The organism is Brachybacterium zhongshanense (assembly GCF_055385755.1).
In genome coordinates, this window is sequence record NZ_AP043790.1 from 122,298 (window position 1) to 145,468 (window position 23,171).

At 71.0% G+C, this 23,171-nt stretch carries 21 protein-coding genes and 1 tRNA gene; 7 read left to right on the top strand and 15 right to left on the bottom strand.

The window, feature by feature from the left end:
• Positions 1-2: 2 nt before the first annotated feature.
• The 4 genes from ACZ5AJ_RS00465 to ACZ5AJ_RS00480 all read right to left on the bottom strand — a co-directional run bounded on the left by ACZ5AJ_RS00465 (position 3) and on the right by ACZ5AJ_RS00480 (position 3,543).
• Positions 3-1,328, bottom strand: coding sequence for a Stp1/IreP family PP2C-type Ser/Thr phosphatase (locus ACZ5AJ_RS00465; RefSeq protein WP_464136159.1), 1,326 nt, complete (start codon positions 1,326-1,328; stop codon positions 3-5).
• Positions 1,325-1,843 (bottom strand): FHA domain-containing protein FhaB/FipA, encoded by a 519-nt coding sequence (locus ACZ5AJ_RS00470; RefSeq protein ID WP_464136160.1) that lies wholly within the window; start codon positions 1,841-1,843, stop codon positions 1,325-1,327. Before ACZ5AJ_RS00470 ends, ACZ5AJ_RS00465 begins: the two co-directional genes overlap by 4 nt.
• A gap of 7 nt (positions 1,844-1,850) precedes the next feature.
• The gene (locus ACZ5AJ_RS00475) at positions 1,851-2,564 is read right to left on the bottom strand and encodes an FhaA domain-containing protein (RefSeq protein ID WP_464136161.1); all 714 of its coding nucleotides are present in this window, start codon (positions 2,562-2,564) and stop codon (positions 1,851-1,853) included.
• A 229-nt stretch (positions 2,565-2,793) separates the two neighbouring features.
• Positions 2,794-3,543, bottom strand: a complete 750-nt coding sequence (locus ACZ5AJ_RS00480) for a L,D-transpeptidase family protein (protein WP_464136162.1) — start codon at positions 3,541-3,543, stop codon at positions 2,794-2,796.
• Positions 3,544-3,841: 298 nt separating this feature from the next.
• Between ACZ5AJ_RS00480 and ACZ5AJ_RS00485 the strand changes: the two genes are divergently transcribed.
• From ACZ5AJ_RS00485 to ACZ5AJ_RS00495, 3 genes are all read left to right on the top strand, one after another.
• Positions 3,842-4,759, top strand: a complete 918-nt coding sequence (locus ACZ5AJ_RS00485) for a serine hydrolase domain-containing protein (protein ID WP_464136163.1) — start codon at positions 3,842-3,844, stop codon at positions 4,757-4,759.
• Positions 4,756-5,577 (top strand): serine hydrolase domain-containing protein, encoded by an 822-nt coding sequence (locus tag ACZ5AJ_RS00490; RefSeq protein WP_464136164.1) that lies wholly within the window; start codon positions 4,756-4,758, stop codon positions 5,575-5,577. The genes ACZ5AJ_RS00485 and ACZ5AJ_RS00490 overlap by 4 nt, the downstream gene beginning before the upstream one ends.
• Positions 5,578-5,702: 125 nt before the next feature.
• A complete protein-coding gene (locus tag ACZ5AJ_RS00495; protein WP_464136165.1) occupies positions 5,703-6,089 on the top strand; it encodes a DUF3817 domain-containing protein in 387 nt (128 codons plus the stop codon).
• 81 nt (positions 6,090-6,170) lie between these two features.
• Here the strand turns inward: ACZ5AJ_RS00495 and folP are convergent, their stop codons facing one another.
• On the bottom strand, positions 6,171-7,040 hold the full coding sequence (gene folP / locus ACZ5AJ_RS00500; RefSeq protein ID WP_464136166.1) for a dihydropteroate synthase: 870 nt from the start codon (positions 7,038-7,040) through the stop codon (positions 6,171-6,173).
• Positions 7,041-7,269: 229 nt separating this feature from the next.
• Between folP and ACZ5AJ_RS00505 the strand changes: the two genes are divergently transcribed.
• Together ACZ5AJ_RS00505 and ACZ5AJ_RS00510 are read left to right on the top strand one after the other, a co-directional pair.
• Positions 7,270-8,418, top strand: coding sequence for an NAD-dependent epimerase/dehydratase family protein (locus ACZ5AJ_RS00505; RefSeq protein ID WP_464136167.1), 1,149 nt, complete (start codon positions 7,270-7,272; stop codon positions 8,416-8,418).
• A gap of 10 nt (positions 8,419-8,428) precedes the next feature.
• Positions 8,429-9,571 carry a glycosyltransferase family 4 protein gene (locus tag ACZ5AJ_RS00510; protein ID WP_464136168.1) on the top strand — a complete coding sequence of 381 codons (1,143 nt, stop codon included), beginning with the start codon at positions 8,429-8,431 and terminating at the stop codon, positions 9,569-9,571.
• Between the two features lie 16 nt (positions 9,572-9,587).
• Here the strand turns inward: ACZ5AJ_RS00510 and ACZ5AJ_RS00515 are convergent, their stop codons facing one another.
• Both ACZ5AJ_RS00515 and ACZ5AJ_RS00520 read right to left on the bottom strand, forming a co-directional pair.
• Positions 9,588-10,256 (bottom strand): pentapeptide repeat-containing protein, encoded by a 669-nt coding sequence (locus ACZ5AJ_RS00515; RefSeq protein ID WP_464136169.1) that lies wholly within the window; start codon positions 10,254-10,256, stop codon positions 9,588-9,590.
• Between the two features lie 592 nt (positions 10,257-10,848).
• Positions 10,849-10,922, bottom strand: a tRNA-Met gene (locus ACZ5AJ_RS00520).
• A gap of 199 nt (positions 10,923-11,121) precedes the next feature.
• Between ACZ5AJ_RS00520 and ACZ5AJ_RS00525 the strand changes: the two genes are divergently transcribed.
• Entirely contained in the window at positions 11,122-12,564 is a 1,443-nt protein-coding gene (locus tag ACZ5AJ_RS00525; protein ID WP_464136171.1) for an HNH endonuclease signature motif containing protein, read from the top strand.
• Positions 12,565-12,855: 291 nt separating this feature from the next.
• Positions 12,856-14,286: a tagaturonate epimerase family protein gene (locus ACZ5AJ_RS00530; RefSeq protein WP_464136172.1), complete on the top strand. Its 1,431-nt coding sequence runs from the start codon at positions 12,856-12,858 to the stop codon at positions 14,284-14,286.
• 101 nt (positions 14,287-14,387) lie between these two features.
• Here ACZ5AJ_RS00530 and hemL read toward each other — a convergent pair whose 3' ends face one another.
• The 8 genes from hemL to hemE form a co-directional block, all read right to left on the bottom strand.
• Complete coding sequence (gene hemL / locus ACZ5AJ_RS00535) at positions 14,388-15,701, bottom strand: glutamate-1-semialdehyde 2,1-aminomutase (protein WP_464136173.1); 1,314 nt, start codon at positions 15,699-15,701, stop codon at positions 14,388-14,390.
• Positions 15,702-15,765: 64 nt separating this feature from the next.
• Complete coding sequence (gene hemB / locus ACZ5AJ_RS00540) at positions 15,766-16,725, bottom strand: porphobilinogen synthase (protein WP_464138659.1); 960 nt, start codon at positions 16,723-16,725, stop codon at positions 15,766-15,768.
• A gap of 44 nt (positions 16,726-16,769) precedes the next feature.
• Complete coding sequence (locus tag ACZ5AJ_RS00545; protein WP_464136174.1) at positions 16,770-17,525, bottom strand: uroporphyrinogen-III synthase; 756 nt, start codon at positions 17,523-17,525, stop codon at positions 16,770-16,772.
• On the bottom strand, positions 17,525-18,511 hold the full coding sequence (gene hemC, locus ACZ5AJ_RS00550; protein WP_464136175.1) for a hydroxymethylbilane synthase: 987 nt from the start codon (positions 18,509-18,511) through the stop codon (positions 17,525-17,527). Before hemC ends, ACZ5AJ_RS00545 begins: the two co-directional genes overlap by 1 nt.
• A complete protein-coding gene (locus ACZ5AJ_RS00555; RefSeq protein ID WP_464136176.1) occupies positions 18,508-19,704 on the bottom strand; it encodes a ferrochelatase in 1,197 nt (398 codons plus the stop codon). Before ACZ5AJ_RS00555 ends, hemC begins: the two co-directional genes overlap by 4 nt.
• A 45-nt stretch (positions 19,705-19,749) precedes the next feature.
• Positions 19,750-20,454, bottom strand: coding sequence for a hydrogen peroxide-dependent heme synthase (gene hemQ, locus ACZ5AJ_RS00560; protein WP_464136177.1), 705 nt, complete (start codon positions 20,452-20,454; stop codon positions 19,750-19,752).
• Entirely contained in the window at positions 20,451-21,914 is a 1,464-nt protein-coding gene (locus ACZ5AJ_RS00565) for a protoporphyrinogen/coproporphyrinogen oxidase (protein ID WP_464136178.1), read from the bottom strand. The genes hemQ and ACZ5AJ_RS00565 overlap by 4 nt, the downstream gene beginning before the upstream one ends.
• Positions 21,911-23,125 carry a uroporphyrinogen decarboxylase gene (gene hemE, locus ACZ5AJ_RS00570; protein WP_464136179.1) on the bottom strand — a complete coding sequence of 405 codons (1,215 nt, stop codon included), beginning with the start codon at positions 23,123-23,125 and terminating at the stop codon, positions 21,911-21,913. The genes ACZ5AJ_RS00565 and hemE overlap by 4 nt, the downstream gene beginning before the upstream one ends.
• Positions 23,126-23,171 lie beyond the last annotated feature (46 nt).

The following is a 23,171-nucleotide window of genomic DNA, read 5'->3' on the forward strand; positions in this document are numbered from 1 at the left end:
GTCTACTCGCCCCCGGCGTCCTCGGAGGCGTCCCCCGAGCCGGAGGCGCCTCCCGCGTCGGAGGCGCCTCCCGCGTCGGAGGCGCCGCCCGTGGAGGGCTCGACAGGGATGGTGCGTGCGGCGGTCGCCTCGAGGCGCTCGACGATGGCGTCGGCATCCTCCCTGCTCCCGGCCGAGATGGTCGCCTCCACCTGCTGGCGCGTCACCTCGGGAAGCTGATCCATCCCGATGTCGGTGACCTCGAGGGGGGAGGACAGGGAGATCGGGCCCAGATCCTGCGAGAGGCCCTGATAGACGACGACGCTCGAGCCGTCGGTGCCCACGTAGTACTGCCGCTGCGACCATGCGTACCCCGCCCACAGCACACCGCCGAGCAGGACCGCCAGCAGGCCGACGGCCACCAGGGCGGGCCAGGGGCTGCGGCGTGGAGGCTCCTCCTCGGAGAAGTCCTCATCGGTGTAGGGGCGCTCGGGCTCGTCGCGGGTCAGCGCGGCGGCCTTGGCCGCAGGACCGGACGCCGCGGTGGGCTGATGGCGGTTGCGGGCCGCGGAGCCGACGATCTGCGGGGTCGTCGACGGCGCCTCCTCGCGGCGAGGCAGCTGATCCAGGTCGACGACGTCGGCGATGATGCAGGTGATGTTGTCCGGGCCGCCGCCCTTGAGCGCGAGCTGGATGAGCTCGTCCGCGCACTCGCCCGGATCGTCCACGCGCTGCAGGGTCGCGTCGATGGTGTCGAGGGAGACCAGGCCCGACAGGCCATCGGAGCACAGCATCCAGCGATCCCCCGCATGCGCCGGCCGCAGCGAGAGGTCCAGCTCGGGCTCCGCGTCGACGTCGCCCAGAACGCGCATCAGCACAGAGCGCTGCGGATGCCGCTCCGCCTCCTCCTCGGTGAGCCGGCCCTCGTCCAGCAGACGCTGCACGAACGTGTGGTCCTTGGTGATCTGCGTGGTCTCCCCGTCGCGCAGCAGATAGGCGCGGGAGTCGCCGATATGGGCGAGGGCGAACTTGCCCTCGGCGCGCAGCAGCGCGGTGATCGTGGTGCCCAGCCCTGCCAGCTGCGGCTCGTCGCGCGCGCGGCGGAGGATCTCCTGGTTCGCCTGGAGCACGGAGTCCTCGAGCGTCGCGACGATGTCGGCCGTAGGGGTGTCCTGGTCCAGGCGCGCCAGATGCCCGATGGCGACGGAGGATGCGACGTCGCCTCCGGCGTGCCCTCCCATGCCGTCGGCGACGACCAGCAGATGGCTCCCCGCGTAGCCGGAGTCCTGGTTGTTCGAGCGGACGAGTCCGACATCGGAGCGGGCGGCGTACCGCAGGGCGTAGCTCATCGCGGGCCTCGTCTCAGTTCGATCTCGGTGCGTCCGATCCGCACCTGGGCACCCGGCCGGAACGGCACCGCACCCTCGATGCGGCGACCGGACACCAGGGTGCCGTTGGTCGAGCCGAGATCCTCCACCATCCACTCGTCCTCGCGCTGGAAGACGCGCGCGTGACGGTTGGAGGCGTAGTCATCGTCCAGCACCAGGGTGCACTCGGGGGCGCGCCCGATGAGGATCGGCGTGGACCCCAGGGTCAGCGAGGTCCCGCGCAGAGGACCCGCCGTGACCACCAGCGAGGTCGCTGTGACAGCAGGCGAGGTCCGACCGGCCGCGCCGCCCTGGGCCTGGCCCGTCGGCGGGCCGTTCGCCGGCGCCCTCTGCTCGCGGCGGGGGTCCTTGCTCGAGCGCGTCACGACGGTGGTGCCGAACAGGTCGTTGCGCAGCACCAGCACGACCGCGATCACGAACACCCACAGGGCGAGCACGAAGGCAAGGCGCAGGGCGACGATCGTCAGTTCGCTCATCGGGCGCTCACCAGGTGGCCGGATCAGCGGCAGGGAGCACCACGGTCAGGCGCGTGCGGCCGATCTTCACCAGCGAGCGGTCCTGCAGCACCACGGGGGTGCGGATGCGCTCGCCGTCGACGAAGGTGCCGTTGGTCGAGCCCAGATCGGTGGCGATCAGGGAGCCGTCGGCCTCGGCCCGCAGCTCCAGATGGTGTCGCGAGACTCCGGTGTCCTCGAGGATGATGTCCGCGTCGCCCCCGCGGCCGATCACCGTGACCGGACCGGTCAGCAGATACTGCTGGCCGTCGATCTCGACGATCGGATGGCCCGCGGTGCCCGATCGGCCAGGGCCCGTCGCCGGTGCGACGCTGCCCCGTTCGGTGCGGGACTCCGTCTCGAAGCGGCCCGCTCTGACCTCGTCGTCGCGAGCGAGATCCACGCTCACCGCCCCGACGAACATGTAGCGCTGCTTCTCGGCATGCTCCATGAGGACCCGCTGGAGCTCGTCCACCAGGGTGTCCTGCCAGGACGCGAAGCGGTCATAGTCCTGGGAGTGCAGATAGACCGTGTAGACGTTCGGTGCGAGAGTGCGCACCCGATCCAGCACCTGGATCTGGTCGTCGCACTCCCTCTTGAGCCCCTGCGCGAGGTCGAGCGGCTTCAGCTGGCCGCGACCCGGCGAGAACACGCTCGTCACTCCGCGGTCGAGCCCGCGCTCGATCCGATCCAAGATCCCCACGGTGATCCCTCGCTGTCGTACCGTCCACCGCCCCGGTCTGCGCCGGGGCTGTTCGCCCCCCGATCGTAGCGCGCGAGCAGGTCAGCATGAGGCGACGGCCGCGGCAGGACGGCAAGGGAATCGTGCAGGCCTCGTGAAGGAGAGGGCGCCGGCGCGGTCGATCGCGGCCCGATGCGCGCGCATCCCCACGGAGGGATGCGCGCGCAGTCCGCAGCGTGTCGCCGTCGGCTCAGGCGTGCACGAGGACGCGCCGTCCCTTCGTGAACCAGCTGCGGCCCCAGAGCATGTCCGTCGCGGAGACGGAGATGCGGCAGCAGCCGTGCGAGGCCGGATAGGACGGGATCGAGTTCGACCCGTGGATCGCCCAGCCGCGGTCGTAGTAGCCGGGCCGGTAGAGGTTTCCGAGCGGACCGGACTGCCATCCGCTCGAGTACAGGCTGTACATCGAGAAGTCGCCCTTGGGCGTGGTCGCGGTCTTCCAGCGGCCGCCGGAGTAGTACCGCTCGCCGCTGCCGGTCGAGGTGTTCAGGATGTACGACAGCTTCCCCTTGCTGGTGGCGATGATGACCTGCAGGGACAGGTCCACCTCGAAGGCGGTGCCGCTGGTGATCTGCCGCGAGGGCTGGGTGCCCGAGGAGATCGCCGCGCGGGTCTTGGGGCCGACGACGGCATCGCGGTACAGGCCCGCGGACTTCTGCAGGGCCCACACGGCCTGCTGGGTGAGGTGCCCGAAGACGCCGTCGGCCGTGCCGCACCAGTACCTCAGCGCCCACAGGTCCTGCTGCAGCTTCGTGACCTCGGAGCCGCGATCGCCCTTGCGCAGGGTGGTGGCCGCCCCTGCCGGCTGCGTGCCCAGCGCCAGTCCTGCGCCGAGGGTCCCCACGCCCAGCAGCAGGAGAGAGCGTCGGGTGGTGGTCGGGACGGCGGTCTCGCCCGGGTCCGCCAGAAAGGCGGTCGGTCTGGCCGGATGCCTGGTCATGGTGTTCCCCCTGGATGGTGGAGCGCCGCGCCGGTCGGCGTCGGCGAGGATCCTTCTCCGACGGACGGACTTGTGGTCGAGCGTCCGGGCAGAGAAGGCAGAACCATCATGCATTCATCCCTAAAGCGTAAACAAGAGGTAAAGTCTTCCTGGTCGTGAGGTTTCTGGGCAGTAGTCGAGAATATGTGCAGGCAGGTGCTCGAACCGGTGGGATGCGAAGCGCGCAGAAGTTTCCGGTGGGAAACCTCGATCGTCGGCGTGTCGCGACCGGATCGGGCGCCTGTGGGATCCTGGCGCCGTGTCCACCAGCGAGCAGATCGACCCCGGCATCCTCCCCGACCTCCCCTTCCCCTTCGCCGTCGGCATCACCGATGCGCGCGGGACCCTCGCCGTCCACGGCGAGGACGCGAGGGTCTTCGACCTCGCCAGCGTCTCCAAGCCGATCGCCGCGCTCGGCGTCCTCGTCGCCGTCGAGCGGGGACTCCTGGACCTCGACGAGCCGGTCGCGCCGCGCGGCCCCGAGGGCGCGACCGTCCGTCACCTGCTCGCCCACACTGCAGGCTGCGGCTTCGACGGCACCGACGTGCTCGCCGAGCCCGGCGTGCGCCGGATCTACTCCAACACCGGGTTCGAGATCCTCGGCGAGCACGTCGCCGATGCCGTCGGCACCGATCTGTCCGACTGGATGGAGGAGGTCGTCGTCGCCCCGCTCGGGCTGGACGACATCGAGGTCGACGGGTCCCCGGCGGCCGGCTACCGCGCCAGCATCCGCGATCTGCTCGCCGTCGGCCGGGAGCTGCTCGCCCCGACCCTGATCTCCCCGGACCTCCACCGGGAGGCGACCTCCGTGCAGTTCCCGGGACTCGCCGGGATCCTTCCCGGCTACGGCCGCCAGAAGCCCAACGACTGGGGGCTCGGCCTCGAGATCCGCGACGGGAAGTCCCCCCACTGGACCGGGCCGCGCAGCAGCCCCCGCACCGTCGGGCACTTCGGACAGGCCGGCTCCTTCCTCTGGGCCGACCCCGACGCCGGACTGGCCGCCGCCTTCCTCGGGACGGAGCCCTTCGGGCCCCTCCACGTCGAGGCCTGGCCGCAGCTCACCGATGCGCTGCTGGACACCTTCGGGACCCGCGACGGTCGGGCGGTTGCCGACGATGCGAACCGCGACGGCGAGGTGGGCGGCGCGACCGGGAGCGGGACCGGAGGCCGCGGATGAGCGGAGCCGAGGGCGGAGCGCTCGCGCTGCTCGACGAGTTCGGCGTCGACGCCGCCGCCATCGTCCTCGGGGCGGACGGGGAGCGCGCCCGACGGGGCGACGTGCACCGGATGCGTCCATGGCGCTCCGTCACCAAGGCCCTGACCGGCGTCGCCTGCACCCTCGCCGTGCAGGAGGGAGCGGTGACGCTCGACGACCCCGCCGGACCTCCCGGTTCCACACTGCGGCACCTGCTCTGCCACGCCTCCGGACTCTTCTACGAGTCCGATCGCGTGCTGCAGGCCCCCGGCCGCCGTCGGCACTACTCCAACTTCGGGATCGACGAGGCCGCCCGCCATGTCGAGCGAGCTCTCGGGCGCCCGTTCGAGGACTGGGCGCACGAGCGCGTCATCGAACCGCTGGGCATGGAGAGCCTGCTGTGGGAGGGATCAGCCTCCGTCGGGGCGCACAGTCCTCTCGAGGACCTCGCGCTGCTCGCCGCGGAGATCCTGCGGCCGACGCTCCTCGAGGAGCGCTGGCACCGCGAGCTCACCCGAGCGCAGCTTCCTGAGCTGATCGGCATCATGCCTGGCTTCGGCAAGCAGACCCCGAACCCCTTCGGCCTCGGACTCGAGATCCGCGGGACCAAGAGCCCGCACTGGACCGGCGTGCGGAACTCCCCGGACACCGTCGGCCACTTCGGCATGCGGGGAACCGCCTTCTGGGTCGACCCGGATGCACAGCTCGCCCTCGTGGTCGGCACCGACCTCGACTTCTGCGACGCGCACCGGCAGATCATGCCGCGGCTGTCCGACGCGGTCCTCGCGGACTTCGGGTGAAGTCCGATGTCCCGGGGCGTGCGACAGATCACCCTCCCGTGGCGACCGGCCGCGCGGCTCTGGGACGCTGAGGGGTGACCGACCGCCGTCGGCCCCGCCTCGAGACCTGGAGCCCCCGACCGATCATGAGCACCGCGCCCGCCGACGAGACCCTGATCCCCGCCGACGAGACCCTGCATCCTGCTGACGGGACCGCCGGCGTGTCCCGCGCCGGACGAGCCTTCGCGATCGTCGCGTTCCTCGAGGCCTTCACCTGGGCGGGCCTGCTGATCGGCATGCTCCTGAAGTACGGCACAGGCACCACCGAGATGGGCGTGTTCATCTTCGGACGGCTCCACGGCGGCGCCTTCCTGATCTATCTCGCCGTCACGCTCGTCGCCGCCTGGCGCCAGCGCTGGCGCTGGTGGGTGTGGCTCGTCGCGCTCACCGCCGCCATCCCGCCGCTGGTCACGGTGCCGCTTGAGATCTGGCTGCGTCGCAGCGGCCGGCTCTCGCCGCGCGCCGACGCCTGAGGCGGCTGCCGCACGCGGCTGCTGCAGGCGTCGGCTGCAGGCGGCGCCTGCACGGGGTGGCTCAGACGCTGCGGACGTGCCTCAGACGTTGTGGACGAGCGGGCCAGCAGGGCTCCGCACCCCGCCGATCACCTCGAGCATGCGGACCAGGCGCACGGTCTCCGGCACGTCGTGCACCCGCAGGATCCGGGCGCCCTGGGACATCGCCCATGCGGCCGCCGCGAGCGACCCCTCCAGACGATCCTCCTTCGGAAGCCCCAGGGACTCCCCGATGACGTCCTTCCGGGAGAGTGCCGCGAGCACCGGATATCCGAGATCCGTGGCATCCCGCCAGCCGCGCAGGAGCTCCAGCGTCTGCATCGTGGACTTGTTCAGGTCCGGTCCCGGATCCACGACGATCTGCTCCCGCCGCACACCGGCCTCCAGCGCCCGCGCCACGCGATCACCGAGAGCCGCCCGCACCTCGGCGACGACATCGTCATAGCGCGGGCTCGGATGCTCGCGCCGAGGCTCGGCGAGCGAATGGGTGATGACCACAGCGGCGCCCGTCTCCGCGACCGTCGCCGCCATCTGCGGATCGCTCAGCCCCGTCGTGTCGTTGATGATGTCAGCGCCGACATCGATCGCCGCGCGCGCCACCTCGGCATGGAAGGTGTCCACGCTCAGCAGCGCCGTCGGCGCCTCCCGCCGCAGGCGCTCCACCACCGGGACCACGCGGTCGATCTCCTCAGCGACCGGAAGCGGATCCCCGGGCGCGAACTTCACGCCGCCGACGTCGATCATGTCGGCGCCCGCCTCCGCGGCCGCCACCCCCGCGGCCACCGCGGCATCCAGCGAGAACGTGCGCCCCTCGTCGAAGAACGAGTCGAGGGTGCGGTTGACGATCGCCATCACGGCCGTCCGCCGGCGCAGGTCGGGAAGGGGGCGAGGGCACGACGGGGATGCATTCATCTTCACTCCAGCAGGGGCCGATACGGTGAGTGCGGTGCAGGGCCGACGGTCCGACGTCCACCGTCGGGACATCGGCGGTGCCGCGCCTGTTCCTCCGCAGTTCACGTCGACGTCCATCGCGTCCGCGAGGCACCCGACCTGCACTACGTTTGGATCGGACACGAAGTTCCACGGTCCGGCATACATGGTCACATATGTGCCGCAACAGCATTTCTATGGAGGACTCTCGATGAAGATCGTCGTCGCCGGCGGAGACGGATTCTGCGGTTGGCCCACTGCCCTGTACCTCTCGCAGAAGGGGCACGAGGTCACGATCGTCGACAGCCTGGTGCGTCGCGACATCGACGTGGAGCTCGGCTCGAACTCGATGACCCCGATCGTTCCCCTCGAGGAGCGCGTCGCCGCCTGGAAGGAGGTCACCGGCAAGGAGATCTCCGTCGTCGTCGGCGACCTCACCGACTACGAGACCGTCGCCGGGATCTTCCGCGACCTCCAGCCCGAGGCGTTCGTCCACTTCGCCGAGCATCGCAGCGCCCCCTACTCGATGATCGACCGCGAGCACGCGATCGAGAACCATCGCAACAACGTCGAGGGCACCCTGAACGTCCTGTGGGCCATCAAGGACTTCGCCCCCGACTGCCACCTCGTCAAGCTCGGCACCATGGGGGAGTACGGCCAGCCGAACATCGAGATCGAGGAGGGCTGGATCGAGATCGAGCACAAGGGCCGCACCGACCGCCTCCCGTTCCCCAAGCAGCCCGGCTCCTTCTACCACCTCACCAAGGTCCACGACAGCGACAACATCATGTTCGCCTGCCGGATCTGGGGCATCCGCGCCACGGACCTCAACCAGGGCGTCGTCTACGGCCTCGAGACCGACGAGACCCGTCTGGACCCCCGCCTGGCCAACCGCTTCGACTACGACGCCGTGTTCGGCACCGCTCTGAACCGGTTCATCATCCAGGCGGCCATCGGCCACGACCTCACCGTCTACGGCAACGGCAGCCAGACCCGCGGCTATCTCAACATCCAGGACACCGTGCGCTGCATCGAGATCGCCTGCGAGAACCCCGCCGATCGCGGAGAGTTCCGCGTGTTCAACCAGTTCACCGAGGAGTTCTCGGTGCAGCAGCTGGCCGACATGGTGGCCTCCGCCGCCCGTGACGCCGGTCTCGACACCGCCGTCGACCACATCGAGAACCCGCGCGTCGAGAAGTACGACCACTACTACAGCGCCGTCAACACCTCGCTCATCAGCCTGGGCCTCGAGCCCCACCTCCTGACCTCGGACGTGATCACCGAGATCCTCAAGGTGGCCCAGAACAACACCGAGCGCGTCAAGCGCGAGCTGGTCCTGCCCACCGTCACCTGGAAGTGACACCGGACCCGTGAAGATCGCGATCGTCACGGAGACCTTCCTGCCCTCCGTCGACGGCGTGGTGACCCGCCTGCGCCACGCCGTCGAGCGGTTCCAGGATCTCGGCCACGAGGTCATGGTGATCGCCCCCGAGCTCGGCGTCACCGAGCATCACGGCGCGAGAGTGGTGGGCATCCGCCCGGTGACGCTGCCGTTCTACAAGCACCGGCGCTTCACCCTGCCCCATCCCACCGTCGACGGGATCATCCGGGGGTTCCATCCCGACGTCGTCCACGCCGCCCAGCCCCTCCTGCTCGCATCCTCCGGCGCCTACGCCGCGCATCGTCAGCGCATCCCGCTGGTCGCCAGCTACCACACGCACATCCCCCGCTACCTCGACCTCTACCGGGCGTGGAAGTGGGGCAAGCCCGCCGTGTGGTGGCAGATCCGACGCAATCACGCCCTCGCCGACATCAACCTCGCCACCTCCCGGACCATGAAGGCCGAGCTCGAAACCCAGGGGATCGAGAACCTCCATGTGCTGCGCCGCGGTGTCGACACGGTCGCCTTCCACCCGCGCTTCGCCAGCGCGGCGATGCGCGAGCGCCTCACCCAGGGGCATCCCGAGAATAAGCTCCTCGTGTTCGTCGGGCGACTCGCAGCGGAGAAGGAGATCCAGCGGCTGCGGCCCATGATGGACCGCCGTGACGACATCGCCCTCGCGATCGTCGGCGACGGCCCCTACCGTCGCGAGCTCGAGAGCCTGTTCGCCGGCACCGCGACCCTCTTCCCGGGCTTCATGGAGGGCGAGGAGCTCGCCAGCGCCTTCGCGAGCGCCGACGGCTTCGTCTTCCCCTCGGTCACCGAGACCCTCGGACTCGTCATCACCGAGGGCATGGCCTCCGGCCTGCCCGTCGTCGCCGCCCGCTCCGGCCCCACCTGCGAGCAGGTCACCGACGGCGTGGACGGACTGCTGTTCGACTCGGGGGACGAGGCGTCGCTGGATGCGGCGCTGACGCGGCTCGGAGACCCCGACCTGCGCGGACGCATCCGTGAGAACGCCCGCGCCGAAGCCGAGAAGTTCTCCTGGGAAGCGGCCTCCGACGACCTGCTGCGGTACTACGAGATGGCGATCGAGGCCAAGCGGCGATCGGAGAACCCGCAGCTCTCGTGAGGCCGGGCCCCGGCGCTCAGCCCTCGACGCGGATCCCCAGGTGATCAGCCAGCAGCGGTGCGAGATCCAGGAGCTGCGCAGCATCCACCGTGGCGCCTCGCAGCGATCCCGGGTCGCTGATCGAAGCCATCCGCAGACCCCTGAGGTCCACGTCCGCCAGCCGAGCGCGATCGATGCCCAGCGCGCTCGTGCGCGTCCCGCGGAACGCAACCCGTGCGGCGCTCGCCCCGGTGAGATCCAGCTCCTCGAGCGTGCAGTCCTCGAACAGCACGTCCTCGAGCTGTGCGGAGCGCAGGTTCAGCCAGTCGAGCTTACAGCCGACGAAGCGCACCGAGCGCAGCTCAGCCTCGAAGGCGTCCAGCGCCCCGATGCGCGAGCCGACGATCTCCACATCCCGGAGCGTGGAACGGGCCAGATCCAGCATCGGTGCATCGATCCGCTCGATCCTCGTCTCGACCAGGCGTGCCGAGCGCAGCATCGCACGCTGTGCGCTCACGCCCTCGAGAGCGCACTCGGTCAGGACGAGCCCGGTCAGATCCCGGTCCGGGACCTGTCCGGTGACGCGGACTGCGTCGAGCGACCGGCCAGCATCCATCGCGCAGGCGTCGAGCTCATCGAGGAGAGGCAGCACGAGCGGCTGCAGGACAGGTTCGCGGGTGCTGGCGGCAGCGGAACGTCGGCTCATGGCGTCCTTCGAGGGCGGTGGGTGCGGCAGAGGCCGCCGAGGCGGGAAGAGGAGGGGAACGGGCGGGAAGGGTGGGGAAGGGGGCCCGTCGAGCCCCAGTATGAGCAATGCGTGCGACATGCACGTCGAACAGGCCATCGGGGCAGAGGAGCACGCGGAGATCATTCGGCGGCGCCATCGCTCGAGGCGGATCCTGCCCCGATCCGTCGTCGGCCCGCAGATCCATCGTCGCCGCTGCGTCGACCAGGACCACTGCGAGCCTCGCGGCCATGACGTGCCAGATGGTCGAGGCCTCCGATCGGAAGCGCTCCGCATCCTCGCCGCGCCAGGATCCGGTGCTGGATCCTCAAGTGCGCGGGCCCTCTCCGCAACGTGCTCACCGGCATGTCGGAACGGTCCTGCCAGCTCCTCCGCCTGCTCGATCTCCATGCCGAGGAACGTCATCGGCACCCGCACCCTCGCTGTCCTCAGGCCCGCCGGCGTCCCTCAGCCGACGGGTCTGAGGAAGTTCTCCGGCACAGCAGCCGCAGCACGACGGGCCGGGGCGGAGCGCGGATGGTCTCCGGGCCGATGCTCCGATGCTCCGGTGCAGACGCTCCGGCAGGATTCGAACCTGCGACGCACTCGTTATGAGGGAGCTGCTCTGCCTGGCTGAGCTACGGAGCGTGCCGACATCCTGACGGGATCGACCGCCAGCTGGCCAGGGTCCTGTCATGGTCGGTCATGGGCTGTCACGCGAGGCAGTCCGCTGTCCGGCGTCGCAGCACGACTCGCTCGGGGCCGGAGTGCTCCTCCCCAGCGGGCAGTCATGCACATCCGGCGACGTCCCGATGCGGACAGGTCCTGCCGGTGCCACCGTGGAGGCATGGATGAGGGACGACGCAGCAGGAACGGCGACGAGGTGCACAGCGCAGCACCCCGGGCGCCTGAGCTGCGTGCCCTCGTCGAGGGCCTGACACCGAGAATGCGCATGGACGCCGGCCCTGCAGGGCTGCGGCAGGACCACGTGGACCTCCTGGTCGCCCTGCAGGACCTGCGCTGCGCGCTCGAGGCCCTCGAGATCCGGGCCATGGTCGCGCTCGGCGATCTGACTCGTGAGGACGAGATGCGCAGAGCGCGGGAGGATGCGGCGGCCGGGGGCCGGTCGCCTGTCGAGGAGACCGTGCATCGGAAGGCGGACGGCATCACGGCCCGCGACATCTCCCTCGTGCAGCGCCGATCAGGCTCTGCCGCTCGCCGGACCCTGGAGTCCGCCCGTCGGGTCCAGGAGTCCATGCCCGAGCTGCATCAGGCGCTCGCTGCGTCGCGCATCGCACCGGTGGCGCTCCAGAAGGTCTCCGAGCAGACCTCCGTCATCGACGACGACAAGCGCAGGAAGGTCTCGGCTCTGCTGGCGAAGGATCTCGACAGGCTCGATGCCGCCGGCAACCGCCGCTGGGCGGGAGAGGCGGAGACCGCCATCGAGAAGGTCGATCCGTCCGGTGCGGCCGAGCGCCACAGCCGGGCCGTCGAGGAGCGATGCGTGGGAACCGTGCGCAAGCCGCAGGGTATGGCGATGCTGTACGCGATCCTGCCCGAGGTGCAGGCCGCCGCCATCCACAAGCGTCTGTCCGTGGCCGCGGAGAAGAAGGTCGCCGCCGGGGACGACCGTCACCGCAAGCACGGTCCCGTCATGGCGGACCTGCTCGCCTCGACACTGCTCGGCGAGTCCGCGGTCGAGCACGGTGCACGGTCCGAGGATCGCCTCGCCGCCGGAGGGATGGGCGTCGACATCGGAATCGTCATCACCGACCGCGCACTGCTCACGCCGGGGACGGGAGAGGCTGCGCACATCGAAGGCTACGGTGCCGTCTCCTCCACCGCCGTGCGCGAACAGCTGCTGGCGATGCTCAGGAAGCCCGGACCGGGCGAGGACGACCCTCTGGGCGAGGACGGCCCGGAGCTGCGCGTCATGTTCCGGAGGCTGTACACCCACCCGGTCACCGGGGAGCTGGTCGCTGCGGACACCCGCTCGCGCACCTTCCCTCATGCGGCCGCCCGCTACCTGGGCAACCGTGACGGATTCTGCCGCGGCCCCTTCTGCGACGCGAGGATCCGGCAGAGCGATCACATCGACCCCCATAGCGCGGGCGGACCGACAGGTCTCGACAACGGCCAGGGCGTGTGTGCCCACTGCAACGGCAAGGAGCAGCAGGGCGTGAGGGTCGAGCGGCTGGGAGGTAACTCCCATGCCGTCGCCTGGACGGGGCGCGGGGGAGTGACCCGAGTGACCACGCCGCCGGCGATCGGACCGCCCGCGCCCGGATGATGCGGAGCTGTCCAGAGCGGGGGCGTGTCCGCTCGTGAACTCGCCTGAGTCGTCGCGGCAAACGATTGCATCTGCTGGCCAAGATGCCTCGGAGCCAACGCTTGGCAAGCGCATGCCAACGTGTCGGAAGGTGATCCCCTCCAGCGCTTCCGCGGGGAGGGGGTGATCCTCTACGATGGAAACGTTTGCAGACGGTTCTGGTCGCACGATCCGAGCTGAACGTCGACGACGTCGTCGCCGCCGTCCGGCGGACCGCACGGAACCCGCCCACGAGCACTACAGGAGACCCCCATGGCACTTCGCAACGACACTCATTCCGTCGACGTCCGCCGCGAGCGTGCAGGCAGCACGCTGCGCATCGAGGTGGCCGACTCGGCGCTCCTCGCCCCCTTCGAGGGGAACCCCGCCCCCGTCGGCGACGGCTACGTGCTCGAAGGGCCCACCTCGAGCCGGAACGCCCGCGCCCTGCAGGACGTGTTCGATGTGCTGCGCCCGCAGTTCGTCACCGGACACCGGACCTCCGTCGGCACCGGCGACCGCATCGGCCTGGCCACCGCGGGCCAGGCCGCCGCCTTCGCGCAGACGGGCGGAGACGTCTTCCCGGTTCTGGCCCAGCAGTCCATCCGAGAGATGGACCGCCTGCACCGCACGGCCGAGTCCGTCATGGTCGACTCGATCTTCGGCCTCGTGGAGGCCGGCTGGGATCGCGGCTTCGGCGCCGACTGCGACCACATCAAGTCCACCGAGGGCATCGACAGAGGACTCGCCGCAGGCTTCACCATGTTCACCCTGGACCCGGGCGACTACGTCCAGGACGTCACTGCCGGTGCGACTCGCGCCCAGGCCGACGCTCTGCCCTGGGATGCCCTGGAGGACACCCTCGAGGCGACGCTCGCCCGCTACGCCGACACACGACTCGACGTTGCCGGCGAGACGATCGCACCGACCGAGGACGAGATCATCACCGCCGCGGTCAAGTACGCGGGAGCGGCTGCTGAGGCCGCCCGCCTCTACCGGCACCTCCATGAGAACGCCCAGCACCCCGTCGAGACCGAGATCGCTGTCGACGAGACCGCCTGTCAGACCAGCTTCTTCGAGCACTACTACCTCGCCACCGAGCTCAAGCGCCTCGGGCTGGAGTGGTTCTCCTTCGCTCCCCGCTATGTCGACGGATTCGAGAAGGGACTGGAGTTCCGCGGCGACGTCGAGGAGCTGCGCCACAATCTCGAGGTCCATCACGCCATCGGCGAGATCTTCGGCGGCTACAAGATCTCCCTGCACTCCGGCTCCGACAAGTACTCGATCTACCCCCTCGCCGTCGAGGCCACCGACGGACTCGTCCACCTGAAGACCTCCGGCACGAGCTACCTCTGCGCCCTCGAGGTCATCGCCGCCCACGACCCTGAGCTCTTCGGCACGATCTGGTCCATCTCCCGGGACGCCTACGCCAAGGCGAGCGCCTCCTACCAGGTCTCCGCCCAGGCCGACCAGACGCCGGTGGCGCTGGACAGCGTGGACCTCGCGGAGCTCATCGCCCAGGCCGATGCTCGACAGATCCTGCACGTCGGCTACGGCGACTCCCTCATCGCCTCCCTGGCCGACGGAAGCCCCCTGGTGGACCGCTTCGACGCAGTCCTGCGCGAGAACCACGGCGCCTATGCGGACGTCCTCGTCCCGCACATCTCCCGTCACCTCTCCGCGTTCGCGGGCGCGAAGGGCTGACGCGCGCACCGAGCACGAAGGAGGCCGGCCGTCCCGAGCAGAGATGCTCGGGACGGCCGGCCTCCGTCATCGCCCTGTCCGAACGGACCGGGCGAGCGATGTCAGGCTGACGCCGCCGCCTGCGCCGCTCCGGGAAGCGCCTGAGAGATCCGATCCAGCACTGCGTCATCATGCGCGGTCGAGACGAACCACGCCTCGAACGCCGAGGGAGGAAGGCTGACCCCCGCATCGAGCATCGCGTGGAAGAAGCGGCGGAAGGCCTCGGTGTCCTGGTCCTTGGCCTCTGCGTACGAGGTCACGGGCTGTTCTCGGAAGAACACCGAGAACAGGGTTCCAGCAGTCTGGATCACGTGCGGAACTCCTGCTGCGGTGAGCGCCTCGTCCACGAGCCGCTGCAGCCGTGAGCTCGCCGCATCGAGGGTCTCGTACGCGGAGTCGTCGAGACCGGCCAGAGTAGCCAGCCCCGCGGCCGTCGCCAGAGGGTTCCCCGACAGGGTGCCCGCCTGATAGACGGGGCCCGCCGGAGCGAGCAGCCCCATGAGGTCAGCGCGGCCGCCGAACGCCCCGACCGGCAGACCGCCGCCGATGACCTTGCCGAAGGTCATCAGATCCGGGGCCCAGCCCTCGCCGTCGATGCCGTAGTGGCCCTCTCTGCTCGCGCGGAACCCGGTGAGGACCTCGTCGCTTATCAGAAGCGCGCCGGCGGCGTGAGCGGTCTCGGCCAGGAAGCGGTTGAACCCGTCGCCCGGCGTCACCACACCCATGTTGCAGGGAGCCGCCTCGGTGATGATCGCAGCGATCTCCGTGCCGCGCTCGGCGAACAGTGCGGCGACCGCCTCACGGTCGCCGTAGGGCAGGACCACCGTGTCGCGGGCGGTCCCGGCGGTGACGCCGGCGGAGCCCGGCATCGCGAAGGTCGCCACGCCGCTGCCGGCCTCAGCCAGCAGGGCGTCCACATGCCCGTGGTAGCAGCCGGCGAACTTCACGACCACGTCGCGGCCCGTCGCGGCCCGGGCGACCCGGAGGGCGCTCATCGTCGCCTCCGTGCCGGAGTTGACCAGGCGGATCTGCTCCACGGGTCCGATGCGTCGCACGACCTCCTCGGCGAGCTCGACCTCACCGGGCTGCGGGGCACCGAAGGACAGCCCCCGGCCCGCAGCCTCCCGCACGGCCTCGACGACCTGAGGGTGGGAGTGGCCGAGGACCATCGGGCCCCACGAGCCCACCAGATCGACGTACTCGTGACCGTCGGCGTCCTGCAGGAGCGCCCCGGAGGCGGAGACGAAGAACGGCGGGGTGCCGCCCACCGACCCGAATGCCCTCACCGGGGAGTTCACGCCCGAGGGGATGACGGCCTGGGCGCGGGCGAACAGCTCGGCGGAACCCGTGGAGCGGTCGGGGGTCGGTGAGTTCATGCTGAGGCTCCTGAAGAGTGCGACGGTGCGGATCGTGGTGGGCGCGAGACGGCCGGTGGGATGCTCACAGATGCTCGCGCAGGTGCGGAGGGAGGCCGTCGGCGAACCAGCCGGCCACCTCGCTGGCATGGTAGGTGAGGACGGTGGAGGCACCGGCGCGGCGGAATGCCAGCAGTGACTCCAGGATGGTGCGGTCGCGATCGATCCAGCCGTTGGCGGCGGCAGCCTCGATCATGGCGTACTCGCCGGAGACCTGATAGGCGCCCACCGGGACCGGTGAGCGATCTGCGATCTGCCGCAGCACGTCGAGATACGGCAGGCCGGGCTTGACCATCACCAGATCGGCTCCCTCGGCGATGTCCAGCTCGAGCTCGCGCAGCGCCTCTCGGGCGTTCGCGGGATCCTGCTGATAGGTGCGTCGGTCGCCCTGGAGGGAGGAGTCGACAGCCTCGCGGAAGGGGCCGTAGAACGCGGAGGCGTACTTGGCGGTGTAGGCGTAGAGGGCCACGTCGAGGTGCCCGGAGGCGTCCAGCGCATCGCGGATCGCACCGATCTGGCCATCCATCATGCCGGAGGGGCCCAGCAGGTGGGCGCCGGCCTCTGCCTGGGCGACAGCCATATCGCGATAGCGCAGCAGGGTGGCGTCGTTGTCGACACGGCCGGCGGTGTCGAGGACACCGCAGTGGCCGTGGTCGGTGAACTCGTCGAGGCACAGGTCCGCGCCGATCACCGTGGCGTCGCCGAGCTCGGAGCGGAGGCGCGCGATGCCCTGGTTCAGGATGCCGTCGGGATCGGTGGCGCCCGAGCCGATGGCGTCCTTGCGCTCGGGGACACCGAACAGCATGAGTCCGCCGACGCCGTTCTCGACGGCCTCGACGGCCGCACGCACCAGCGAGTCCAGCGTGTGCTGGACCACCCCGGGCATGGAGGAGATCGGGCGAGGATCCCCGGCGCCCTCGCGCACGAACATCGGCAGCACCAGGTCGCACGGACGCAGCGTGGTCTCGCGGACCAGGGAGCGCATCGCGGGGGTGGAGCGCAGGCGGCGGGGACGGTCGGACGGGAAGCTCACGGTGTCTCCTTCGAGGTGGGGGAGTCGAGGGTGCGGAGGACGGCCGCGGCCAGGTGGCGATCGTCGGCGACCTCGGCCTGGACTGCGACAGGGAGGCCGCCGGAGCGGGCGGCCTGCGAGGTGGGGTCGCCGATGCTGACGACGGCGGTGGTGGGATGCACGCCGAGCTCTGCGGCGCGGCGCGCGATCATGGGGCTGGTCAGCACGATCGCTGCGAACGCGCCGTCGGGGAGCCCGAGTGCGAAGTGCGGCGGCAGGTCCAGGAGGAGTGGACGGTACGCGTCCACGCGGGTGACCTCGCAGCCTGCTGCGACGAGACCGTCACGGACGGTGGGCGCAGCGGCCGCCGAGACCGGCAGCAGCACGCGCCGACCTGCAGGGGCGGGACCGTCGGAGGCGGTCATCGCTGTCACGACGGCGGCCCCGGAGCCCGATGCCGTCAGGGCGACCGGGATGCCGGCGGCCTCCAGCGCGCCCGCCGTCCCGCGGCCGACGGCGATCACCCGGGTCGTCGCCGGGACGACGGTGCCGTCGAGGACCGGCACGGCGGTGCGGCTGGTGACGACGAGATCGTCGTAGTCGCCGGCGGCGAGCGAGCTGAGCGCGGGCCGCAGGGCGGCGTCGTCTCCTGGGCCGAAGCCGACGAAGGGGACGTGCTCGACGGTGACGCCCTGGGCGGTGAGCTGGCGCGTCAGCTCCTGGCCTCGGCCGCGGGGCCGAGGCAGGAGCACTGGACGCGCGGCCGCCGACATCAGGAGGCCGCCTCCGCGAGGATCTCCCCGGCACCACGCGCGAGCAGGTCCGCGGCGAGGCTCTCCCCGAGCTCGGCAGCGGCCGCCACGGTCCGGTCGAGATCATCGCCGGCGGGCAGCTGCGCTGTCCTGATGGCCTCCACCAGGCGGGCGCCGTCGGGTGCGATCGCGAGGCCACGCAGGCGCAGGCTGCGGCCGGTGTCTCCGTCATCGATCTCTCCGAAGGCGGCGACCGGTGCCGAGCATCCTGCCTCGAGGGTGCGCAGCAGGGCCCGCTCAGCGGCGACGGCCGCCCGGGTGGGGAGGTCGTCGGCTGCTGCGAGGGCATCGGTGAGCCACGCATGCTCGGGTCCCGGTGCGTCGACGGTCGCGGCGGAGACCTCGACTGCGAGAGCGCCCTGCGCCGGGGCGGGGAGCATGATGTCGATCGGCAGGAGCTCGCTGATGGCGCTGGCGCGGCCGACACGGCGCAGGCCGGAGGCGGCCAGCACGACAGCGTCGAGATCCGCGTGGTCTCCGAGCGCGCGCGCCAGTCGGGTCTCGACGTTGCCGCGGATCGCGACGACCTCGAGGTCGGGGCGGGCGCGCAGCAGCTGCGCGCCTCGGCGGGGAGACCCGGTGCCCACGCGGGCACCTCGGGGAAGGTCGGCGAGGGTCCGGCCGTCGCGGGCGCAGAGCGCGTCGCGGGGATCCTCGCGCTGGGGCATGCATGCCAGGACAATGCCCTCGGCCGGCGCCGTGGGCAGGTCCTTGCACGAGTGGACGATGACGTCGACCTCGCCGTCCAGCAGTGCGCGGCGCACCGCGGTGACGAACACTCCGGTCCCTCCGATCTGCGCGAGGGGGCTGGTGCGGTCGATGTCGCCCTGGCTGTGCACGTGCACCAGCTCGACCTCGTGCCCGGTGCCGCTGACGAGCGTCTCGCCGACCTGGCCGGACTGGGTCAGTGCGAGCTGCGAGGCGCGGGTGCCGAGGCGGAGGGTCATGACGTCGCCGCCTGGACCTGCTCTCCGGCCTGCGCCTGCTCGCGCACCTGCTTCTGCTCGCGCATCATGGCGGCGATCTCCTCGAGCGTGTCGATGCTGTGTTCTGCCGGGACGGCTCGGGAGGCGTTGACCTGGCAGCAGTTGTGGCCGCAGACGTCGTCGACGGCGCCGATGTCGGTGACCGCGAGACGCTCGCGCGAGGGATCCAGATGCTCGGCCACCACGTCGCCGAGAGCAGCGATGAACCGTGGGTCCGTCCCGGAGGTCGCGACCCGGCGGAATGCCAGGCCGTGCTCCTGGGCAGTCTCCTTGGCCTCGGTGTCGAGATCCCAGACGACCTCGACGTGATCGGTGACGAACCCGATCGGGACCACGATCACCGCATCGGAGGATTCATCGGAGGCGAGCTGCTCGATGACGTCGTTGACGTCGGGCTCGAGCCACGGGACGTGCGGGGCGCCGGAGCGGGACTGGTAGACCAGCTGCCACTCGGGGAGGGACGGCAGCTCCTCGTCCAGCTGCTCCATGACGTAGCGGCAGGCGGCGAGGTGCTGTGCGACGTACCAGCCTCCCTGCCCGTCCTCGCCGGCCCCGGCAGGTCCGGAGGCCTTCGTCATCTCCAGCGGGATCGAATGGGTGGAGAACAGCACGCGCACTCGATCAGCATCGTGCCCCTCGCGAGCGAGGGACGCGAGCGCTTCGCGCACGCCGTCGATGATCGGCGCGAGGAAGCCAGGATGGTTGAAGTAGGAGCGCGACTTCTCGATCTGCAGGTCGCCGAGCAGCCCGGCCTCGTCCAGCTGCACCGCGAAGTCCTCGCGGTACTGGCGGCAGCCGGAGTAGGACGAGTAGGCGCTGGTGATGAGGGCGAGCGCTCGGCGGTGCCCATCGGCGTGGATCTGCCGGAGAGCGTCTCCGGTGTAGGGCTCCCAGTTGCGGTTGCCGAAGTAGATCGGAAGGTCGATGCCGCGACCGGCGAGCTCCGTGCGGAGCGCGGCGATCATGGTGCGGTTCTGCTCGTTGATCGGGGAGCGGCCGCCGAGGGCGCGGTAGTGCCCGGCGACCTCCTCGAGGCGCTCGTCGGGGATCCCGCGGCCGCGGGTGACGTTGCGCAGGAAGGGGATGACGTCATCCTGGCCTTCGGGGCCGCCGAAGGAGGCGAAGAGGATGGCGTCGTACTGGGGTGCGGTCATGGTCGTGGTTCCTCCAGGACTCGTGCTCGATGTTCGGGCGGGCGCTCAGGCCAGCACCGCGGCGACGTCCTCGAGCGAGGAGAGGCGGCGGCCGGCGTGGAAGGGGAGCTCGTCGCGCACGTGGAGGCGCGCATCGGAGTAGCGCAGGTGGCGCATCATGTCCACGAGGTCGTGCAGGTCATCGGCCTCGAAGGAGAGCAGCCACTCGTAGTCGCCGAGGGCGAAGGCGGCCACCGTGTTGGCGTTGCACTGAGGGTAGTCGCGTCCCAGCATGCCGTGCTCGCGCAGCATGCGGTTGCGCTCGTCCTGGGGCAGCAGGTACCAGTCGTAGCTGCGGACGAACGGGTACACGGTGATCCACTGCTTGCGCTCGAACTCGGGGACCATGAACGAGGGGACGTGGCCCTTGGCGAACTCCGCCATGCGGTGCACGCCCACGGCGGACCACTCGCGGTTGAGCCAGGTGCCGGCGAGGGAGTTCTCGAACTCGCGCAGGGCGGTCTGGATGGACTCGGGCCTGTCTGCGGCCAGCCAGATCATGAGGTCTGCTTCGGCGCGGAAGGCGGAGACGTCGTAGAAGCCGAGGATCTCGACCTCGTGCGCCCCTTCGAGCAGGGAGACGGTCTCCTCGAGGGCGGTGCCGACCTGCTCGGCGGTGACCTCGCCGTCCTCGGTCAGTCCGGAGATCCGGCGGTAGACGGTGTAGCTGGTGTAGCGGGTGGTCTTGGCGATCTCGGTGGCGTCGCTCATCGAGGGGTTCCTTCCTGGAGGGGTGCTGTGCGGGGTGCTGCGGTGCTCGCGGCGGCGTCGGCGCGGACGATCGCGTCGATGCCGGTGCCGGCCCGCCAGGAGCCCACGAGCTCCAGGTCGGGCTCGGCGGCGAGCAGGTCTGCGAGAGCGGCGAGGGCCGCTCGGTGGCCGGGCAGGGCCTGGCGCATGGCCCGGTCCCAGTCGACGATCCGGGACGCGAGCAGCTGCTCCGCTCCCAGAGGGGTGCCCAGGACATGGGAGGCATCGGCGAGTGCGAGGTCGATGATCCCCTCCCGCGGAGGGAGCTCCTGGCCGGGGCGTCCGTAGGACAGGCGCACGACGTGCGGGGAGCGGGCCTCCGGCAGGGCCTCGCGGGCGATGCGCTGGACGTGCTCCCATTTGGCGGAGGCATGGGTGAGGGCCTTGGCGGCGACGCCCGGGGTGCCGGGGGCGACCAGAGCCCCGGTGCCGGAGGGGAAGTCGTCGAGCTCCGGGGCGTCCAGGACCAGGACGACCAGCCGCACGGTCGCCGACGGCGCGTCGGGGATCGCGGAGGAGATCTGCGGCGCGGCATCCTGCAGCAGGCTCTTCGCGACATCGGGCGGGCAGGCGAGGACCAGGCGGGAGGCGTCGAACCGCTCGCCCGATGCTGAGGCGGCTCTCCAGCGTCCGTCCGGGGCGCCGGGGACGTCGCGGGAGATGGAGACGACGGTCGCGTCCGCACCGGTGCGGATCTCGCCGCCGCCGGCGCGCAGCTCCTCGGCGAGGGCACGGGGCAGCTCCGCCATGGTCGGGTCCAGGGCGTGCACCCGGGTGCCGGCGCTCTTCGTGGAGCGGCCGCGCACCGCCCGGACGGCGGCGGTGAGGGATCCGTGCTCTCGAAGTCCGGTCATCAGCTGCGGGGAAGCGGCGGCGAACTCGAGGGTCGCGGGATCGGCGGAATGGACGCCCCCGACGATCGGCGCGACCAGGCGATCGGCGACGCGTCGTCCGCAGCGGACGCTCACCATCTCCCGCACCGTCGCGCCGGGGCGGTCTCCGACTCGGGCGGGGAGGAACCGCTCGAGCCCGGCGCGCAGAGCGCCGGGCAGGCCCAGAACGGCGCGCACGTCGGCGGCCAGGGGGTGCGCGGGCACGCCCAGCAGGGCTGCGGCGGGCGCCCTGTGGACGCCGTCTGCCGAGACGATGCGGCTGCCGAGCCCCGTGCGTGGGGGGACGACGGCCTCTCCGAGATGCTCGGTGAGCTCGACGACGAGACTGTCGACCGCGCCGGAGCCGACCGAGTAGGCCTCCGCCCCGGCGTTGACAGCCAGGCCGGGAAGGATCTCCGTCTCGGCGATCGCGCCTCCGACGACGTCCTCGGCCTCGAGGAGGAGGACGTCGTCGCCGGCGCGCTGCCGCCGCCGAGCAGCGAGCAGACCGGCGAGCCCGCCCCCGATGACGAGGGTGCGCGGGGTCATGAGGCCTCGGCCGCCGTGGGGACCTCCTGCTCGTGCAGGTGGGAGACGAGGTCGGTGAGGACCTGGGGGTCGGTCTCGGGCGGTACGCCGTGACCGAGGTTGACCACGTGCCCGCTCGCGCGCGAGCCCGCGGCCAGCACGGCGTCGGCCTCGGCGAAGCGGACCTCCTCGGAGGTGAACAGGACGGCGGGATCGATGTTGCCCTGAACCGGTGTGCCCGGGGGGAGCACCTCGATCGCTCGGTCGAGGCGCATGCGGTGGTCCACGCCGATCGCATCGGCGCCGGCCTCGAGCATCGGCACCAGCAGGTGCGAGGCCCCGACGCCGAAGTGGATCCTGGGGACGGGCAGGTCGCCCACGCGGGCGAGCACGGCGGCGGAGTGCTGCTGGACGTGCGCGGTGTAGACGTCCTCGCCCAGGGAGCCGACCCAGGAGTCGAACAGCTGCACCGCCGACGCCCCGGCCAGCACCTGCGCACGCAGGAAGCGGCCGGAGAGCTCCGCGACCCAGGAGGCCAGCCGGTCCCACACCTCGGGCCTGTCGCGCATGAGCGCGCGGGTGCGCAGATGATCCCGGCTGGGTCCGCCTTCGACCATGTAGCTCGCGACCGTGAACGGAGCCCCGGCGAAGCCGATCAGCGGAGTGGTCCCGAGCTCGGCGACCGTCAGGCGCACGGCATCGCGGATCGGGCCGAGGGCCTCCTCGTACACGTCGTCCAGGGGCGGCAGGGCGTCGACGTCGGCCTCGGTGCGGATCGGATGGTCGAAGACGGGGCCGCGGCCGGGGACGATCTCGACGCCGAGGCCGGCGATGCGCGCGGGGACCACGATGTCGGAGAAGAAGATGCCGGCGTCCACGCGGTGCCGCCGCACCGGCTGCACCGTGATCTCGGCGGCGAGCTCGGGGTCGAGGCACGACTCGAGCATCGGGATGCCCTTCCTCACGTCCCGGTATTCGGGCAGGGAGCGCCCGGCCTGTCGCATGAACCACACACTGGGAGCGGCAGAGGTCACCTTCCCCCGGAGGCGCTGCAGGAGAGGGGCTCCGTCCGTCCCGCCGTCGGCCAGGGGGCGCCGAGCGGGGTGATCGGCGGGCAGTGCGCCCGGCTCGAGAGCCGCCGAATCCGGTCCCACCTGGGGACCTTCCGGTGCTGCCGACGGATCTGACGCGGTGTCGCGAAAAACGCGCTCTGACGTGCTGTTCTGTTCCATGACGTCTCTATTGTGCACGGGATTGTGACATTGGGACCCAGGATCG